Source organism: Alteromonas sp. RKMC-009 (assembly GCF_003584565.2).
Lineage (GTDB): Bacteria > Pseudomonadota > Gammaproteobacteria > Enterobacterales > Alteromonadaceae > Alteromonas.
The window spans coordinates 2,249,290-2,265,085 of sequence record NZ_CP031010.1 but is presented as its reverse complement, the minus strand read 5'-3'; the positions used below and the strand labels follow the sequence as shown (position 1 = coordinate 2,265,085).

18 protein-coding genes are annotated in these 15,796 nt (G+C 48.7%); 3 read left to right on the top strand and 15 right to left on the bottom strand.

What is annotated here, in order from left to right; all coding sequences use genetic code 11:
- Positions 1-40: 40 nt before the first annotated feature.
- From DS731_RS10070 to DS731_RS10055, 4 genes are all read right to left on the bottom strand, one after another.
- On the bottom strand, positions 41-262 hold the full coding sequence (locus tag DS731_RS10070; RefSeq protein WP_119501195.1) for a hypothetical protein: 222 nt from the start codon (positions 260-262) through the stop codon (positions 41-43).
- Between the two features lie 106 nt (positions 263-368).
- A complete protein-coding gene (locus DS731_RS10065) occupies positions 369-1,550 on the bottom strand; it encodes a hypothetical protein (protein ID WP_119501194.1) in 1,182 nt (393 codons plus the stop codon).
- A complete protein-coding gene (locus DS731_RS22150; RefSeq protein WP_202980719.1) occupies positions 1,543-5,865 on the bottom strand; it encodes a tail fiber domain-containing protein in 4,323 nt (1,440 codons plus the stop codon). Before DS731_RS22150 ends, DS731_RS10065 begins: the two co-directional genes overlap by 8 nt.
- Positions 5,866-5,867: 2 nt before the next feature.
- Entirely contained in the window at positions 5,868-6,212 is a 345-nt protein-coding gene (locus DS731_RS10055; RefSeq protein ID WP_119501193.1) for a hypothetical protein, read from the bottom strand.
- A 130-nt stretch (positions 6,213-6,342) separates the two neighbouring features.
- On the opposite strand from DS731_RS10055, the gene DS731_RS10050 reads away from it, so the two are divergent.
- From DS731_RS10050 to DS731_RS10040, 3 genes are read left to right on the top strand one after another with little or no spacing between them, the layout of a single operon-like run.
- Positions 6,343-6,570, top strand: a complete 228-nt coding sequence (locus DS731_RS10050) for a glutaredoxin domain-containing protein (RefSeq protein WP_119501192.1) — start codon at positions 6,343-6,345, stop codon at positions 6,568-6,570.
- Positions 6,554-6,931 (top strand): DUF5675 family protein, encoded by a 378-nt coding sequence (locus DS731_RS10045; RefSeq protein WP_119501191.1) that lies wholly within the window; start codon positions 6,554-6,556, stop codon positions 6,929-6,931. Before DS731_RS10050 ends, DS731_RS10045 begins: the two co-directional genes overlap by 17 nt.
- A complete protein-coding gene (locus DS731_RS10040; RefSeq protein ID WP_119501190.1) occupies positions 6,918-7,412 on the top strand; it encodes a hypothetical protein in 495 nt (164 codons plus the stop codon). Before DS731_RS10045 ends, DS731_RS10040 begins: the two co-directional genes overlap by 14 nt.
- Positions 7,413-7,727: 315 nt before the next feature.
- Here the strand turns inward: DS731_RS10040 and DS731_RS10035 are convergent, their stop codons facing one another.
- The 11 genes from DS731_RS10035 to DS731_RS09990 form a co-directional block, all read right to left on the bottom strand.
- Positions 7,728-8,015, bottom strand: a complete 288-nt coding sequence (locus DS731_RS10035; RefSeq protein ID WP_161599143.1) for a phage holin, lambda family — start codon at positions 8,013-8,015, stop codon at positions 7,728-7,730.
- A gap of 164 nt (positions 8,016-8,179) precedes the next feature.
- Complete coding sequence (locus tag DS731_RS10030; protein ID WP_119501188.1) at positions 8,180-8,773, bottom strand: hypothetical protein; 594 nt, start codon at positions 8,771-8,773, stop codon at positions 8,180-8,182.
- Complete coding sequence (locus DS731_RS10025) at positions 8,773-9,165, bottom strand: hypothetical protein (RefSeq protein ID WP_119501187.1); 393 nt, start codon at positions 9,163-9,165, stop codon at positions 8,773-8,775. The genes DS731_RS10030 and DS731_RS10025 overlap by 1 nt, the downstream gene beginning before the upstream one ends.
- Positions 9,165-10,580, bottom strand: a complete 1,416-nt coding sequence (locus tag DS731_RS10020) for a hypothetical protein (RefSeq protein WP_119501186.1) — start codon at positions 10,578-10,580, stop codon at positions 9,165-9,167. The genes DS731_RS10025 and DS731_RS10020 overlap by 1 nt, the downstream gene beginning before the upstream one ends.
- The gene (locus DS731_RS10015) at positions 10,580-11,164 is read right to left on the bottom strand and encodes a hypothetical protein (protein WP_119501185.1); all 585 of its coding nucleotides are present in this window, start codon (positions 11,162-11,164) and stop codon (positions 10,580-10,582) included. The genes DS731_RS10020 and DS731_RS10015 overlap by 1 nt, the downstream gene beginning before the upstream one ends.
- Before the next feature lies 1 nt (position 11,165).
- Positions 11,166-11,318 (bottom strand): hypothetical protein, encoded by a 153-nt coding sequence (locus tag DS731_RS21960; protein WP_161599142.1) that lies wholly within the window; start codon positions 11,316-11,318, stop codon positions 11,166-11,168.
- A 1-nt stretch (position 11,319) separates the two neighbouring features.
- Positions 11,320-11,667, bottom strand: a complete 348-nt coding sequence (locus DS731_RS10010; protein WP_119501184.1) for a hypothetical protein — start codon at positions 11,665-11,667, stop codon at positions 11,320-11,322.
- A complete protein-coding gene (locus tag DS731_RS10005; RefSeq protein WP_119501183.1) occupies positions 11,667-11,906 on the bottom strand; it encodes a hypothetical protein in 240 nt (79 codons plus the stop codon). Before DS731_RS10005 ends, DS731_RS10010 begins: the two co-directional genes overlap by 1 nt.
- Positions 11,896-12,237, bottom strand: coding sequence for a hypothetical protein (locus DS731_RS10000; RefSeq protein WP_119501182.1), 342 nt, complete (start codon positions 12,235-12,237; stop codon positions 11,896-11,898). The genes DS731_RS10005 and DS731_RS10000 overlap by 11 nt, the downstream gene beginning before the upstream one ends.
- Positions 12,237-15,080 carry a hypothetical protein gene (locus DS731_RS09995; RefSeq protein WP_119501181.1) on the bottom strand — a complete coding sequence of 948 codons (2,844 nt, stop codon included), beginning with the start codon at positions 15,078-15,080 and terminating at the stop codon, positions 12,237-12,239. The genes DS731_RS10000 and DS731_RS09995 overlap by 1 nt, the downstream gene beginning before the upstream one ends.
- A gap of 1 nt (position 15,081) precedes the next feature.
- A complete protein-coding gene (locus DS731_RS09990; RefSeq protein ID WP_119501180.1) occupies positions 15,082-15,792 on the bottom strand; it encodes a hypothetical protein in 711 nt (236 codons plus the stop codon).
- Between the last annotated feature and the right edge of the window lie 4 nt (positions 15,793-15,796).

The window sequence follows — 15,796 nt, the reverse complement described above, 5'->3', positions numbered from 1 at the left end:
AACGGGGAGAATTAGATCACTGTTAGTGACGAAAACAAAACTATTTCGTTTTTTCGCCTTTTGGTGGAGAACTCTGTCCTGCAGGCAGGATGCAAGCCTCAATCTGGGAAACAAGTGAGTCAATACCGGCTGGTTCTGTAACACCGGCTTTTGTAGCTAAACGCTCCAACGCCTGAAACATTTGTTCGTTCTGGGCTTTCGCGTTGTCCAGTTGAGACTGGAGGTTCAAAGCAAGATTATATGCTGTGGTATTTTGTGTCATTTTGGGGGTCTCGGAGGGAGTGAGATTTGAGGGGGAAGTAAGGGACGCATCGAACGATGCAGTCCCTAAAGTATGCCTGTAAGCGTTCTGTGAGTAAAGTTCTGCGTCATACGCCGTAGAAATAGTAGACCACTTCTATGTCGCGCTGGATGGATATTTTAGTGTCCTGTGCGTTTCTGGCCTGGACGTGGATAGTTACCCGTATCATTTCCTCGTATCCCTGCGGGCACGTGTGCTTCACACGGAAACCTTTGTTGTTCTGTGACCACGACCCGAGTGATACACCATGCGTTGACTGAAATGTCGGGGTGGCAGTGGACTCGCTGTTAACCGTCATTGTGTACCGGTACTCAACGTGTGCCGCCAGAATCCCGTATCCGATTTCGAACTCGTTCTTCGCAATCCAATCGTAGCTGAGTGTCTGCGAACTGTTCAGAATGTTTGCGCGGGCGAAGCGTCCGGACGGGGCATAAATCCAGTAAAAGCCATTGGCCGCACCATAGAAGTCCGTCAGTTTAATCTGGCCGGAAGTCGGGATATTACGGTTCTGGTAGATACTGGGTACAAGTCCTGCACCGCGATACAGGTTAGTGAGTTTGTACGGCGCATCGCCACCGAAGAAATCAACCAGATGGTCTTTGTGTTTAATGGTGCCGCTTGTGATCCCCAGTTCAATAAGCTGGTCTACGTCCGGCCATTGCTTAGTCCGGATCACTAGATTATCGGACTTACTCCCTGCCTTGAACGTGATGGTACGCGCTTGGCCGTAGTCACTGGGCGCGTCCGACCACCAATTAATGCGTAGTGTTGTCCCATTAAGCCAGCGGGTGTGGTAGCCGCCGTTGATGGTGTTACTGAACGTAATGTCGGGCATCGTGTTGATGCCGGTCAGGTTAAAGCCGCCCGATTGTGTGACTTTCGGGTCACAGTCGTTGATGTCTGACCCCATTGAAAAAGAATCAGGTTCTTTGTCCGGTGGCGAACTGACGACAATCCGTGTGGTATCGGGGTCATAACCACCACTCAGGGCATTAGCCCCGAGATAGTGTTCCTGATCATAATTGGCTGGAGAGCTCTTAATATACCGTGTAGATGATTGGCCCGGACTCAGTGTAAGACTACTGGTGTTTGTCCAGTAATCACTGAGAAACCCGTCTATACGGATAGACACATTCGAGTTGTTGGTGAATGTCGCTGAATCACCGGCCAGCATACTTGTCGTTGTAGGCCGAAACCAGACAGCATTGAACTCGTCCCGTGTCTGAACCGTGAATGCCTTGTTAGCCATTAGCTACTCTCCCGCGCAGTACCCGCACTTCTTCACGCAACTCTTTCACAGCGTTGACCAACAGTGCCACGACACCGGCCTGCGATACAGCCAACATGTCGTCTTCGCCTTTACTGACCGCTTCCGGCAAGACTCCTTCAACATGCTGTGCGATAACACCTGCTTTACGTGCTTTCAGTTTCGTTTGCAGGTACGTGTAACCGGTCAAATGGCCGACTTTATCCAGCGCACTGCGGATCTCTTTCAAGTCTTCTTTAACACGAATATCAGAGGTCGCAACGTTATCGTCTGCCCACACTTCACCCGAAGCCGTCCACCGGTCGTTTGTCCCGTCCCAACTGAGGCGCGTTGAATAGTTACTGGCCGAACTGGGCAGGAAAAACCCGAACTTGTTATCACTTTTACGGTAGTACATGCGTGCGTAAGTACCGGTAGACGATGATAAATCCAGATTGGCTTCACCGCCGTCAGCGCGAATAACACGAGCGTTACCATCGTTAATCCGAAAAACCTCACGGTTAGTACCTGAACCGACTGAGCCTGTATCGTACATACGGAAAATAAATGGTTCGCTGTAATCATCCGAAGTCCAGAACTCCATGTTCCCGTCATTGCCAGATGAGTTATACCGGATACCGCCAAAGTCGTTTGAACCGTCCGGCTGGAAATAAATACCAGTGCCGGCGGTCTTGAACAACACGCTCTTATAAGCGTTGATGTCTTGGTTAAACCGGTGGGGCTTGTTGCTGGTAACTTCTGAACCATTCGCCATGAAGTATGCACCATTGCCGCCTACTTCAAGTTGACCGTCCGTACGTAAGACACTGCTTCCGCAGTAGATACCACTACCGAAACCGCCTTGGTCATTGATACGCAGCCAACCATCGGACATCCTGAAAGCGATTTTATTCTGCAAGCGGATGTGGTCTTCGTAGATACGCATAGGCTCTGATGCTGACGCTTCGTGCCTGATACCCAGATGCTCATCGCCGTAGCCTTGCCAGATACGCCACGATAACGCACCGTTTGTCTTAAACAGGATATTGTTGTCGTAGTCCGTAGAACCGCGGTCGATAACGATGTTTGCGTGACCTGCGGAGTCCAGAGTCAGGAGATCATTAGTCACACCGCCTAGCCCTAAAGTCAGGCCACCTGTAGTAATGCGCTTGTTTGCGGGGTTGTACTTCAGGTGCGCGGCACTGGTGTACAGCGTACCGTTGTTGTTTTCCCACACCATAGAGTAATCGGTGTTGTTAGTCGTGTGGTCACCTGGCTTGATGGCAACGTCCGGTTTACTGGTTACCTCAGACCATGTAGGCCAACGTGTAGACTGTGCAGGCTTATCTGACACTTCAGAGAACGTAGGCCAGCGTGTTGTATAAGCTGGCTTATTCTGGACATTCGCCCATTTCAGGTAGTAGTCAGGATCTTGTCCATTCAGTGTCAGCGCATCACCATTAACCCCGCCGCCTTGTACGGACTGTGTTGCAACGATAGATTCTAACCTTGAGCGTTCTGAGATAAATGAGCCCGACTGGTAATGTGCACTAATACTGAACTGGATTTCACCATCGTAATATCCGTCAGAGACATCAACATCCTCAACGTAGTTGACCAGTATGTCGGCGTAGTTCTCAGAAGGTATGGCATTACCGGTATATATTTTTTCGTGAATTTTAATGGAAGTATCCCACGTCCCGCCTTTCGGCCTGACTTTACGGAATACAATGATCTTCCAGACAGGGTCCACAGGCGATGAACCGGTGTACCAGCTGCGTAGCTTAAATGACAGTGTGGTGGTACTGAGGTTAGCGTTCTCCATCAGTATTGTCTGGCTTAACGTTTGGCTGTCACTGACGCCAGCTGCGCCATAAGAACCACCGGTAGAACCAGAGGTAGGCTGTGGCTTAATTAAGTCCCAGATTGCCTGTGAGAACATGCTTGACCGGTTGATTGTGTGGTCAGCCAAACCAGCAAGCAGTTGAAGTTTGTTATCAGCATCAAACTGCAGAAGGGTATCAGTACCGTTACTGATCCGAATAGGTGAACCACTGGAAGAATCCAGACTAACCTTGTTACCGGTAGATGCGTTCTCAACCGTTACCTTACCGCCTGAATACTCTGAACCGATGAACTTGGCACCGGTAATTGTACCGGTAGCGGTAATGTCCTGAGCAAAGAGGTCCAGTACATCAATCTTATCGGCTGTCACCGCTTTTGAAGCCAGTGCGCCGGAAGTGATAGTACCCATAGTCAGCATGTCACCGTTTACGATAAGTAACGGGGCCACCCACGAAGTACCATCAAAACGTTTGATTGAACTGTTCGTGTTATCAGCATTACGGTAGGTAAGGTGATCGCCTTTTGTAGGTGCGCGTCCGAATGAGTTCTCAAACTCGGTACTGGCAGTTGCATCGGCGGGGAATACACCGGTGCTGTTCTGCAGTGCATACAGGCCTGCCCCGTTTTTGCCGTCAGCCCCGGGATCACCGTTACCGCCTGAAATGTCAGACTGGCCGGAAACACGTGTACCATCTTCCAGTATCAACAGACCACGGATAACACCGCGCTTGTTAACGGTGTCGTACGATACAAACGGCGTACCGTCTTCGTCATTCAGGATTTCAACTGCACTACCGACCAGCTGTACTTTACTGCTCTCGGGTACACCAGATTCATTCTGAGTAATAAGGCCGGTAATAGCCCCGTCAGCCCGTACACCGAAGTAAGCACGGCTGGCAACATTACCTACATCATTGACCACTGATTGCAGTAGCATCTGTGCCCCGCCGGTGACGGTGGAACCGTCCGGCTTGGTGTAGCTGATCTGAACGTTATTAAACGAAGTGGACAGAGGTTCGCGCTTCCAAGTACCGCCGGCATTAACGCACGCTGTTTCATCAACATGGGTTGATAAGTTACCGTTGATGTAACACACACCGACCTGCGCCCGTGTGTACTGCTGTGCTTCTGCTACCGCAGATAACTGGGCATCACTAATCTCTGCGCTCAAATCCAGTGTGGATTCTGCAAGTGCATTCAGTTCACTTGTAACGGTAGTCAGGCTCTGCTCAAGGGACGCACGGGAATCTGCAATGTCTGTGGACACAGATGATTCAATGTCCGTTACCCGTTGGGCCAGTGCATCCGTAGCAGTTACGCGGGTCTGGGCTTCCTCGTCAATACGGGCATTCAGTTCGCCCTGTGCTGTCGTGAATCCGGCATTGATGGATTCAATCTGTGAGGCCATTGCACCGAAAGCAGATGATCGTGCTGTACTCTCCTGCTCAATGGCAGCATTAGCACTGGCAATATCGCTCTCTGTAGAGGTCTGTAAGGACGTAATAGCGTTTGCCAAGGCATCTTCACGGGTTACACGTGTTTGTCGCTCTGAGACAATCTGAGCGTCCGTACGTTGACGTTCTGAAGTTATCTCTGCAGATAGTTCTTCACGTACTGTAGCAATAGCAGAATCAACACCTACCAGACTTTCTTCCAGTGTGTTGATAGCAGCGATACGACTTTCAGTTTCAGAGTTCACTTGTGCAGTCAGCGTATTGATACGGGAGATCTGCGCGGTGTTCTCAGTTACCACGATATCTATCTGCTCACGCATCAGCGCAATGGACTCGTCCATCATCAAGCCAAGTGTACTCTGAAGGCTTATCTGGTTTCCGAGGACAATGGCAATCTGTTCGTTGATCAGCGTCACCGCTTCATTGAGTAAGTCAGCGTTGATTTGGTACAGGGAGTTATCAACGGCATCCAGTCTGCCGGTAAGCAACGTTTCAAGGTCATTCAGTGCGCCGAACACACCATCCAGACCAAGGAACTTAACGACTGCATCCCTGTCCTGACTTTTCATCAGATAGTGTGAAGTGGTGCGTATACCTTCATTGCCAGCATGGGTTACCGGAATAAACCAGTAATAGTATTCTGTATCCGGTTCTACAGTATCAGTGAATGTCTGCGTCTGGCTGTCGCCTACGCAGACTGCACCGTCAAAGTCATCAGTGGTGCTTCGGTACACCTTTGTCGCTTTGTGACGTTCAGGTGATGTCAGTTCAAACCAGGACAAGTAAGCACGGGTAAATCCCCGTACAGCAACCACACCGGCCACTTCAGTAGTGTCTTCCCGCTCATCAAAGTAAGGGCTGCGCTTTGTCACGTCCTCACTGAACAGCTGAAGATTGGTAGGCTGGGTAATGTAGAGCGTCTGTACCTCAGAAGAATACACAGGGATAGCACCCTGCGCTTTTACTTCAATCAGATCTGACTCATCCACATGTACCTCATTAGCGTGTACATCAGTCAAAGTTACGCTCCCCGTACGATGTTTTTCTTAGCAAGAACCGTGGTGTTAAACAGGGGAATGCTGAGGTCGTCAGGCAGGTACAGCATTGCGCCGGCCAGTAACTTTCGTTCAGGGCGTTTGGCATCAATCAGAGTGGATGTATCTTCAGGCGGGATAGTAAATTCGATTGTCCCTGTAGGGCCGTCAATTGTTGCGCTGGTCGTGACCAGTGCGGCGGATTCAATCGTGTTTCTTAATACCATAGTGGCCGTAGCACCGGTGATATCTACAGGCGTACCATCGGCGTCCGTGTATACCAGCCGCAGCTGGTAATGGCTATCGGTATATAACGTCTTTAGTGGTTTCATGGACAAGACTCATGTAAGGGAGGGAATGCAGGAGGGATTGGTTTACAAACGTGAATGTCAGGGGTAAGTTTTAGATTCCTACCGGCCAGTTATTGCAACGGGCCACCCATCCACGTTTTAAGGTACTCCAATGTTTACTGTATATGGTCGCGCTAAGTGCGACTACTGCGAATACGCAATTGATCTGTTAACGGCTAAGAATTTACCGTTTGAATATTATGACATCAAATCAGAAGACAACAAAGACAAGCTAAACTTCATCATCGACCAGGGCTTTGAAACTGTTCCGCAAGTCTTCTGGGATGAAGAACATATCGGGGGTTACACAGAGGTAGAAAAACATGTTAACGCTCTATAGGAAGTACTTTCCTGACCGCACTGAAAGCGAACTTACCATGCCTGACGGTACAAAGATTTGCTTCCTTGAACGCCCCGACCTGAACAACATTCCATTCAAATCATGTATCCCTGAAGGGGTATACATTGTGGACCGCGACTACACCGGCCAACACCAATTCTACCGGTTACGGGATGTAGAGGGCCGAACAGACATTGAAATCCATCTGGCCAATTACGTACATCAGTTGGCAGGCTGTCTGGCCCCGTGCATGAAGATTGTCGATGGCGTAGGTATTAACTCTGAAGCTGCCATGGACATTCTTCTGGAATGGTTTGGTGACTCTTCCTGGATACTGGAAATTACACATGAACTGGACTGATATTAAAAACTTAGTAGGTCAAACCGCACCATACTTAGGTACGTTATTAGGCGGCCCTACCGGAACGGTAATCGGGTCACTCATTGCAAAAGAACTGGACGTAGAGAATACCCCGCAAGCAGTTCAAACTGCCCTGCTCTCTCCGGAAAACCAAATTAAAATTGCAGAGTTTGAATCAAAAGAAAGAGTGCGTTTAAAAGAAATAGAACTGGCAGTTTTGCAGGATATTAATAAGGACCGGCAGGACGCACGGAATTTACATAAAGATTCTAAAATGCCGGCAATCATTACGACAACGCTCACCCTAATTTCTACATTTTATTTAGCCGGACTATTCTTTATTGAAATACCTGATGTAAATAAAACACTTGTAAATTATTTTGCAGGTCAACTGGTCGCATTATGGGTAGCCAGTGTTGTTTACTGGGTAGGAACTACCAGATCGAGTAGCGATAAAAATAAGTTGCTTTCTATTAAGTAGATACAAAAATTCCCCTTTTAAAGGGGAATTTTTTTATTGTGTGCACAAAACAAATCAATTAATCTTGGCGGATCTTTTTACCGGTAAGGGACAAACAGTGAGCGTACTGAAAGGAAACACCCTTGGTCAGTTATATCCGCGCAGATATTCCGTTATGACAATTAGGGGAAAAAGACAATTAGCGTGTTTTGTAAATGGTGAGTGGATTACGGATTCGACTTGTAAAAGCATTAATGAAATGCTGGATTCGGGTTTAGTTTGTGAGGATTCAATACAGGGTTGGCTCTCAATGAAACCCGCAGTAACCAGCAAACATTAATTATCAATTTTTCTCTTAATCATTCTGTCGGCGTAGGTACGTATGCTTTGTGATCCAACGAAGCCTATGACTCCGCCGACAAATAGTGTCCACTCCTGATCAAGCCCTAAAGCTGTAATAGCACTACCTGCGACAACTGCAAGCGTCCCGCATAAAGAGGCTTCCAAGCCTACACGTAGTACTGATGTTTCTTCCCGATCATACATCACTCGAAGAATAGAAATGACAATTGCCATTAATGCTCCCAGTACTGTCGGAGGAAGATCTTTTATATTCTCAACCATGGTAGTTTCTTTCATGTGCGTAGTTAAAATGGAGATGAGTTAAGGAAGGGAATAGTTTGACCTACCAGTCGAACTTTACATGAAGTATTAAAAAAAGGCGTTAGGAAATTCCCCCTAACGCCTTTTGTTTTATGTGAAAGATCCAAACCTATTGAGTTCGTAAGTTAGACAATCCAACGCTTTTTAAACTCGCTTTTTACCCCGTCCGGCATCAACACTGAAAAAGTCCAACTCTTCGCGGAAGGGAGCGGAGTTTTTGCATAAATGAGGTCAGAGCCTTCATTGTTCGGGGTATTAATTTCAAGCGGTGTTATATTCGTAAAACTACCGGAGTATTTAGAGAATTTAATTAAAGCACCATCAACAGAAATCACCGAAATGGGTTTTGCCGGTCCCGAAAGAGTAAGCAAATCTGTCGTGGCAGAGATATTAACTAAATGGGGTCTTTCATCCTCAACAAGGACAAGCGTAACAGGGTTGGTCTCTGGCCCGTAAAGTACTAATCCTTTTGGATTTTCCGGATTATACAGGTACACCGTAGGCGAATACTCACCTGCCGGTAATTTAAGACTACCCCACCGTATGCTCATGATATTAGCGGAAAAAGTGATATCTCCGCTCAGGGCAGAAATGCTCTGCCCTTCATCAGCAACCTGAATGTTCGTTACGCCCATCGCATCCAAATCTAAATCTACCCCGTCCTTCTGGACACGATAGCTAAAGAATTTACTGGTGTTTTTGTGGGCCGTAATTCGCATTACACCGATCCTAATTCACGTACGTAAATTTGTGCGGCAGGAATATCCAGGGTATCCCCGTCATTGTTAGTGATAGTCCGGTCCGTTGCATCGACACAAACCAGTGGGGCAGACGCTGAGCAGTACACCACTGCAATGTCATCGCCGCTTGCTGCTGTACCGCTGGGGTCTAATCCGGATTTACCGTTGATGGTAACCAGTAAATCATTGCCGGATGCCGAGAACGCAACGTCTGAACCTGCCACAGCTGCCTGTGCGATAGCTTTGCCCTGGATTGTGGCCAGCGAATCGGACTTGGCCGGAGCCTTACACAGATACGCCGTAGTGACGTTATCTTTCAGATGCTGGTAACCATTCTGCTTGATTGCAGATGCCGTGAAGAATGTAGCCATTAAATTTCCTTTAATGTGTAGGTGGGATTGGTAAGAGGGGTAAGTGAATACATGGAGGTAAGCGGCACAAGCTGGACACCCTGCAGGTTATCCGGCGTACCGATAAACATCAGTACATCAAGGGCACTGGTTTCTGTTACATGGGAAGCAGGCAGTGTCACCGTACTTAAAGCGGCTTCTACGCTAACGCTGGAAGCCTCTGAGCGCATTTCAGCATCAATCAGGGCAGTTGCATTAACTTCACTGATAAACGCCGTCTGAGCGTTGTGAACGTGTTCTGAGGTGATAACTGTAATCAGTTGTGCACCGTTCAGCGTGTCGATACTCAGTGCAGTCGCATCAGAGGCCTGTTCAGCCTGTACGTAGGTAATGGCCTGAAGGGATGAGATATCCTGTACACCGGCCTGGTGGAGTTGTTCAGCGAGGATACCGGTCAATACCTGCTGCTGGGCAGCTGACAGAACAGTACCCTGCTCTGACTGACTGGCGGTAACCAGTATAACCGATTGTGCAGAAGATTGTGTAGGTGTGAGTGCAGCGGCTTCAGAACGGTGTTCGCTGATCACGCCTGCCACTTGTACCTGTTGCTGCAGGGTAACGGCAGAGGCCTGCTGAGTGTGTTCTGAGGTAACCGCATTCAGTGCCTGTACGACTGCCGTGGCTACCGGCGATGCCTGCGCCACTGACTGAGCCCAAGACGTATTGGTATTAAGGGATGCGATGATATCCAGTGTTACTGCTTCAGTGACTGTATTTCCGGCTTGCAGTTCCAGTTCGTATAACGTCCCGCCGCCGGTGCCTGCAGACTCATAGTAGTTCCACTGAGAACCATCGGTAGCAAAGCCGGTCAGTGCGGCATTACGGCCCTGTACCGTTTCAATGATCTCATTACCGGAAGGTCCGGACGCGTCAAAGTCATAGATAAATCCGTTGTCGGCATCGTCTTCCCAGATAGTAACCGTACCGCTTATCTCTGCGCTCATGTACGCACTGTCTAAGTGCTGACGGCGGCAGAACATTGTCCGGTTAAGCGTCCCTGCTGCATGAAGACTGAAGCCGTTATCAATGCCGGTAAATTCCTGCTGGAAGACATCATCTATCCAGTAGCCTACCGTCCCGTTATCGATATCCCATTCCACTTCCAGTTTGAACGGCGTCCCGTCGTTAGGGACAGGTTTACCGATAAACTTCCCGCCGGGACTGGTTTCAATCTGCCCGTCCGTGGTACGGATGTTTATCTTACAGCCGTTATAGCAGTGCCATACGACAGGGCCGGTATGTGCGCCCCAGTATTGCAGGCGGGAAAAGATGATCCGGTACTTACCCGTTGTCGGCCGGATTGAGTAAGTGCGGTCGTTACCGCCTACACTGGCGGCGTACTGTGTCGAACCGTTAAAGAGTAAGGAGTAACCCATTACTGGATTACCCCGTAGGCATCGTCAACTTCCAGTACACCATACTGGGAAGGAACACGCGCCAGATAAGGACCGGCCAGCCCGATAGTACTGAAGCCGGCAACCCGTGTTTTTACGCCCTGAATCGTTGCGTAAATCTGTGGAGCGTGGGCCTCACATTCCTCAGTGACTTCAATTTTAAGCCAACCGTTAGAGGGGAATACCTCTTTGACAGGGCATGTACCTTTGGCCTTCATGAACTGGTACTCAGTGGTATCAGCGTAAGGCTGCCAGGTCTGGTTTGCATAGGACATACAGGCATCGGCAAATCCCTGCGTTACCGCATCAATACTGACAAGGTAAGTCAGAATGGCTTGCTGCTTCTGGCCTACAGCGTGTGAATCCATCAGGTTAAACTCAATACCACCGGAACTGATGGCCATCAGAAAACCTCTGGCTTTCTCGTCAGTGGACTCCTGCAGGGAGGTCACGGAGTTATGTTCAGTCAGAAAAGCAATCACCATGTCAGGGGTGATCAGAATTTCCTTCGGTGCGGAATAGGCTTTCGCATCTTCCAGCGAATCAAATGCGTTCAGAGGTGTCATGTTATTCCTGGAACTCCCGTACAACGTTAGCTGCATCATCAATAGTGACGTGTTCAGAAGTACCGTCTTCATAAGTGATTATTACCGTACATGGTGCAGAGATTTGGATTGTTACTTCGTCTTCAGAATCAGACAAGCGGAGGGCTTTGGACATATTAGGCTCTTGGGGTGATAAACAGCGGGAACTGGAATGCCGGAGGGAGTGCGTTACCGGCACTGTCGTAGAAAACCAGCTGGTGAGTGTGTGAACCTGACATAGACAACTGGGTATCGGGGATGAACACAGTGACACGGGAGTCAGCGAAGGTTACACCGTCATTCAGGTCTTTACGGATTGCCACCGCACCGCGAGGAGTCACAATACTGTATTCGATGTTACTGAACATATCGTCAGCAGCAACGTTACCGTACTCGTCCTCAACACCAACATACAGCGTAAGTGCCGTATGCTGGTAGTGAGTGTGCAGTCCCTGACCTTGATTAAAATCAGCGACAATTCCCATTACATGGCCTGCGCTAATTCAAGTGATGCAGAACCGGTTTTGACAATACGGACTTTTGACTTAAAGCCAGGGATTTCAACAAGCTGGCCTTTGCCGTCTTCCAGTTCTCCGACAGAGTACCATTTGGTTCCCCGTTCGTACTGGAATTGCAGGTCCAGTGTCCCGCCGGCGAGGTCGGCACCTACTACGTAGGTTCCTCCGACCAGGGTAATTTCTTGGTTGTTAGTGTTAAGCAACATCGGTTTGCTCCTCGGTAGTGAATCGGGTTTCTTTTAAGTAGCGGCCTTGCTGTACTGACAGGAGTACTTCGCGGCCCGTTTCGTCTGCCAGCATCTGATCACACAAAGCATCAAATTCAGCAAACGTCATATCGTGTTCAGTCTCAATTTCCTCAACCAGACGTTTGCCGGTGAGGTCTACTGTGTTGGGATTGGTTTCACCGGTCAGCTGTTCGTACGAACAGGGGAACAGGTAGTGTTCCCCGTAGACTGCGGCATGTGGATAGGCTTCAATCAGGGCATCGCGCTGATCGGTTTGTACTGCTTTTGAATAAGCGGCGTAGAGTTTCATTATATAACCTCAATGATTTCGCGGAAGTAGGGTTTACCGATTCGGGCGTTTACGTAGCCTGCGCTACGCTTGTAGCCCTGAAAGTTCTGAACGTTCTTATCGAAAACGACTTTGTAATTACCTGTAGTGCGAATTGCGCCGCCGCCATTAGCGGCATAGGCAAGCCCATCACCGTCAATTTCAGAAACGTTACCACCGATGAGCATAAGGACCGGCTGCGTAGTACCGTTAATGAGAGCCAGCGACTGATAACTGTTATCGCCAGTCATCACCCATTCGTTGGTAGCAGTATCAAAACTGAAGATGGCAGGTGCACTGGCAGGTACTTCCCAGATTTCCTGTGTGATTAGGTCATCCCCTAACCATCCGTAGAAAGGCTCGAACGTGAAGTGCTTACTGTCAGCCTCAACGATGTTAATTGGTACTCCGTAAACACCGGAGGTGACTTCCTGAATCTTGATGTTTTTTACTGTTCCTGTGTAACCGGAACTACCCAGGCGGAATCGTAATCGTTCTGTATCGTAGACAACGATTTCGCATCGTTTTCCTACGCTGGCAGTGTCAACGGTTATGTTACTCTGCTCTGTAGAGTTCCAGTTATCTTTCCAGCATTGCAGGAAAAGAACTGTACCCTCATCTAGCCTTTCAAGATCGAAAGATACTATATAGGTCTTATCCACTTGCAGTTCATTAGTGTGAACCCCAAATGAACTGTTAGTCAGCGGTGTGATTGTGAAACCGTCAGGCGCGTTATTGTAGTTAGTGGCCCAGACTAATTCACCATCATCAGGCGAAGCGACATAGAAAGACGGGTCAATGTCAGTAAGTGTAGCTGCTGTGTTCTCGGCAAAGTTTACCTGTTTGGATCCAAATGGCTTATCAAGCGGCATGTCCAGCACAAGCGTCCCCGTACTTTCGTCACCGCCAGTCCATACTTTCAAATCCCACACACGGCAGTTGTAAGAATCAGTAGGATAGCTGTCTTGCGTCTTGTAACCGCCTACAAGGACGCTGAAGTCAGCGTTCTGGTATCTGGCAGGGTCAGCGTGAGTACCGGTATATTCCAGTGCACCGTCCACATATACCGAGTAAGTAGCATCATCAGCGAATACGACTTTCATTCGGTGTGCACGTCCATCATTAATGCTGCGTTCGCCCTGACCTGGCGTAACACCGTCTGATAAGAGTTTAGCTACCCCGCCGCCCTGTAACCGGAAATGTAATCGGGTTGCGGAATCAGCGTTATACAGGGAAAGCAGGAAGTCACCGTCTGTTTCCGTAGCAAACACGCATTCAACGGCAAAGGCCGTACCTACGTTGATCCTGTCAGACGTTCTGACATACCCGTTGCTTACGCTATCAAAACGTGTGATGTAGCGTTCAAGCGGCGCAAGGTAAAGTTCTTGTTGAACTTCCCTTACAACTACGTTATCAACCGTACCATCCCAGCCTGAAACGCCATTAAGCAGTAACTTATCCGATGGTGCTGTGGATACGGTGCGGTATGTTGCTTTACCGAAATTACTGGAAAAGAAACCTAAGTTCTGTTCGCCTTGACCAATGTATGTACCTACCGTACCGGCTGACCGGCCAGTAACATCAAATGAAACATCGTAGGTGTGACGGGCTTCAAAGATTCCGAACTGGTGAATGCCTGAGTTTGTGGCATTGCCGTCACGAGAGGCTACACCATTCTCAAAAGACCAACCATCGCCGGTCACTCCCCATGCTTCCATACCATAAGTGAAGCTGCCATTGTCCAGTAAGTTACCGGAAATCCATTCACCGTTTTCAAAGTCGTACCGGCGGGACTCAGTACCGCTGAAGTTAACGGGAAGACCAACCGGCTGACTCATCTTAACCACGGTTAATGCATTCACATCGAACTCAAGTACCTGTCCTTCCTGTGATTTGTTTTCTACGCAGACAAATAATCGTGTGGATTCAGGAACTAAGACCAAAGTTACCGTGCGCCAATCTCCGGGCTGGATATTTTGCAGTACACGGTCAGTGGACGTGTAAGACTGTGCGTAGACATGCGCTGGTTGTGTGGAACGCGCACGAACCGTGACAATGTAGGTGTTACCAGATTCCAGTACACCATTCTGGGCGTAACCCACGCGCCATGTAGTAGCAGGTTCCAGTGACCCTTTAGCGATACCATTCTCAATCACGGCATCGCCTTGGTCGCCACTAAGGGACACATACTGGGTATCTGGAACAAGTGCTAATGTTGATTTGGCCGCATGATTCATTACGTAAGGGCGGTCAATACGGCGGTCGATAGGCATATCTACCTTCAGTTCACCGGTATCCCTGTCACCGTTAACCCAAATCTTCAGATTGACTAAGAAACCCGAATGGAACTCAACACCTGTTGAACCGTTGTATTGTGAGCCGATACTGTTAATGACAAAGCCGTTGTTGGTATTCTCGCCGATCAGCTTATCATCAATCATCAGCCGCAATACATCATCGAACCGGCGTATGTTGAACTTATAGAATTTGTGTTTATCCTCTGCGTACCGCTGGATACCGGTAGCGAAACCGGAGAAACCAAACCCGTATACTGTGCGGTCAGTTGCACCGTTGATAACAAACCGGCTGTTACCGTTAGCGTTCTTGTTATCGGCCAGCATGTACGAACCGTCATCAGGGATTGTGGCCCACCATTCAAGTTCAAATTCGTTATCCAGATTGATATCTTCAGATAACTGGATATACGTCTGTGCAACGTCATCAAACTGGGTGAAATAACGTGACTGTAAAAGTGGCCCAAGCCCGTATCCGGAAAGGGGTCGTAGCATGCTGCGTACCATTGAAGATACTAAACTTCTTTTCATGTTATACCCATCCGTCCCGCCAGATGCGCTGGCTTGAGTTGATATCCGGATTCAGTAACCCGAGTGACTTGATTTCCTCAACTTCCATCATGAATTTCTGCAAGAAAGCGTTGGATTCCTGAATGGCTTCGGCATTGGCCCCTGAACTAAGCAGACGGTGTACACAGAAGTAACCCAGGGCATCTATGCAGAAGTCAGGGATGTCCAGTGAAATCGCCGCAGGATCGATGTCAGGGCCGTTCGGTAGCAGTGGATGTTGTGCGCGGTACATGACCGCCACAATTTCATCCTTGGGTTGGGAGAACTGCAGGGTGTTGTAGCTGGGAGTCAGTACAGTAAGGTCTTCAGACGCATCATTCATCGGAAACTCAAAGCCGGACTGACTCTGTACCTTCTCAACAGTGATGATGTCGTCTTTGAAGGGTGATTCGTGGTCCAGTATAAAGCGATTCACTCCGTCAGCAACGTCTGGTGCAGTAGAAGCAGCAAACGTACTGACTAATTTATACGTTTTCTGGTTAAGTGTGGTCTGCATCAAGATCTGGCCGTGCTTTAACGGCAATCGTGTGTGCAGTCGGGATAATCCGCGGTTAATAAACGAGACTATCTTGGGGTAATCAGCTTCGCTGATGTACCCCGCATCATCAGTACCTAATTTGTACTGTGCAAGGTCACCATACGACAGGTGATCAAAGAAATCGGAAAGTAACATGTAG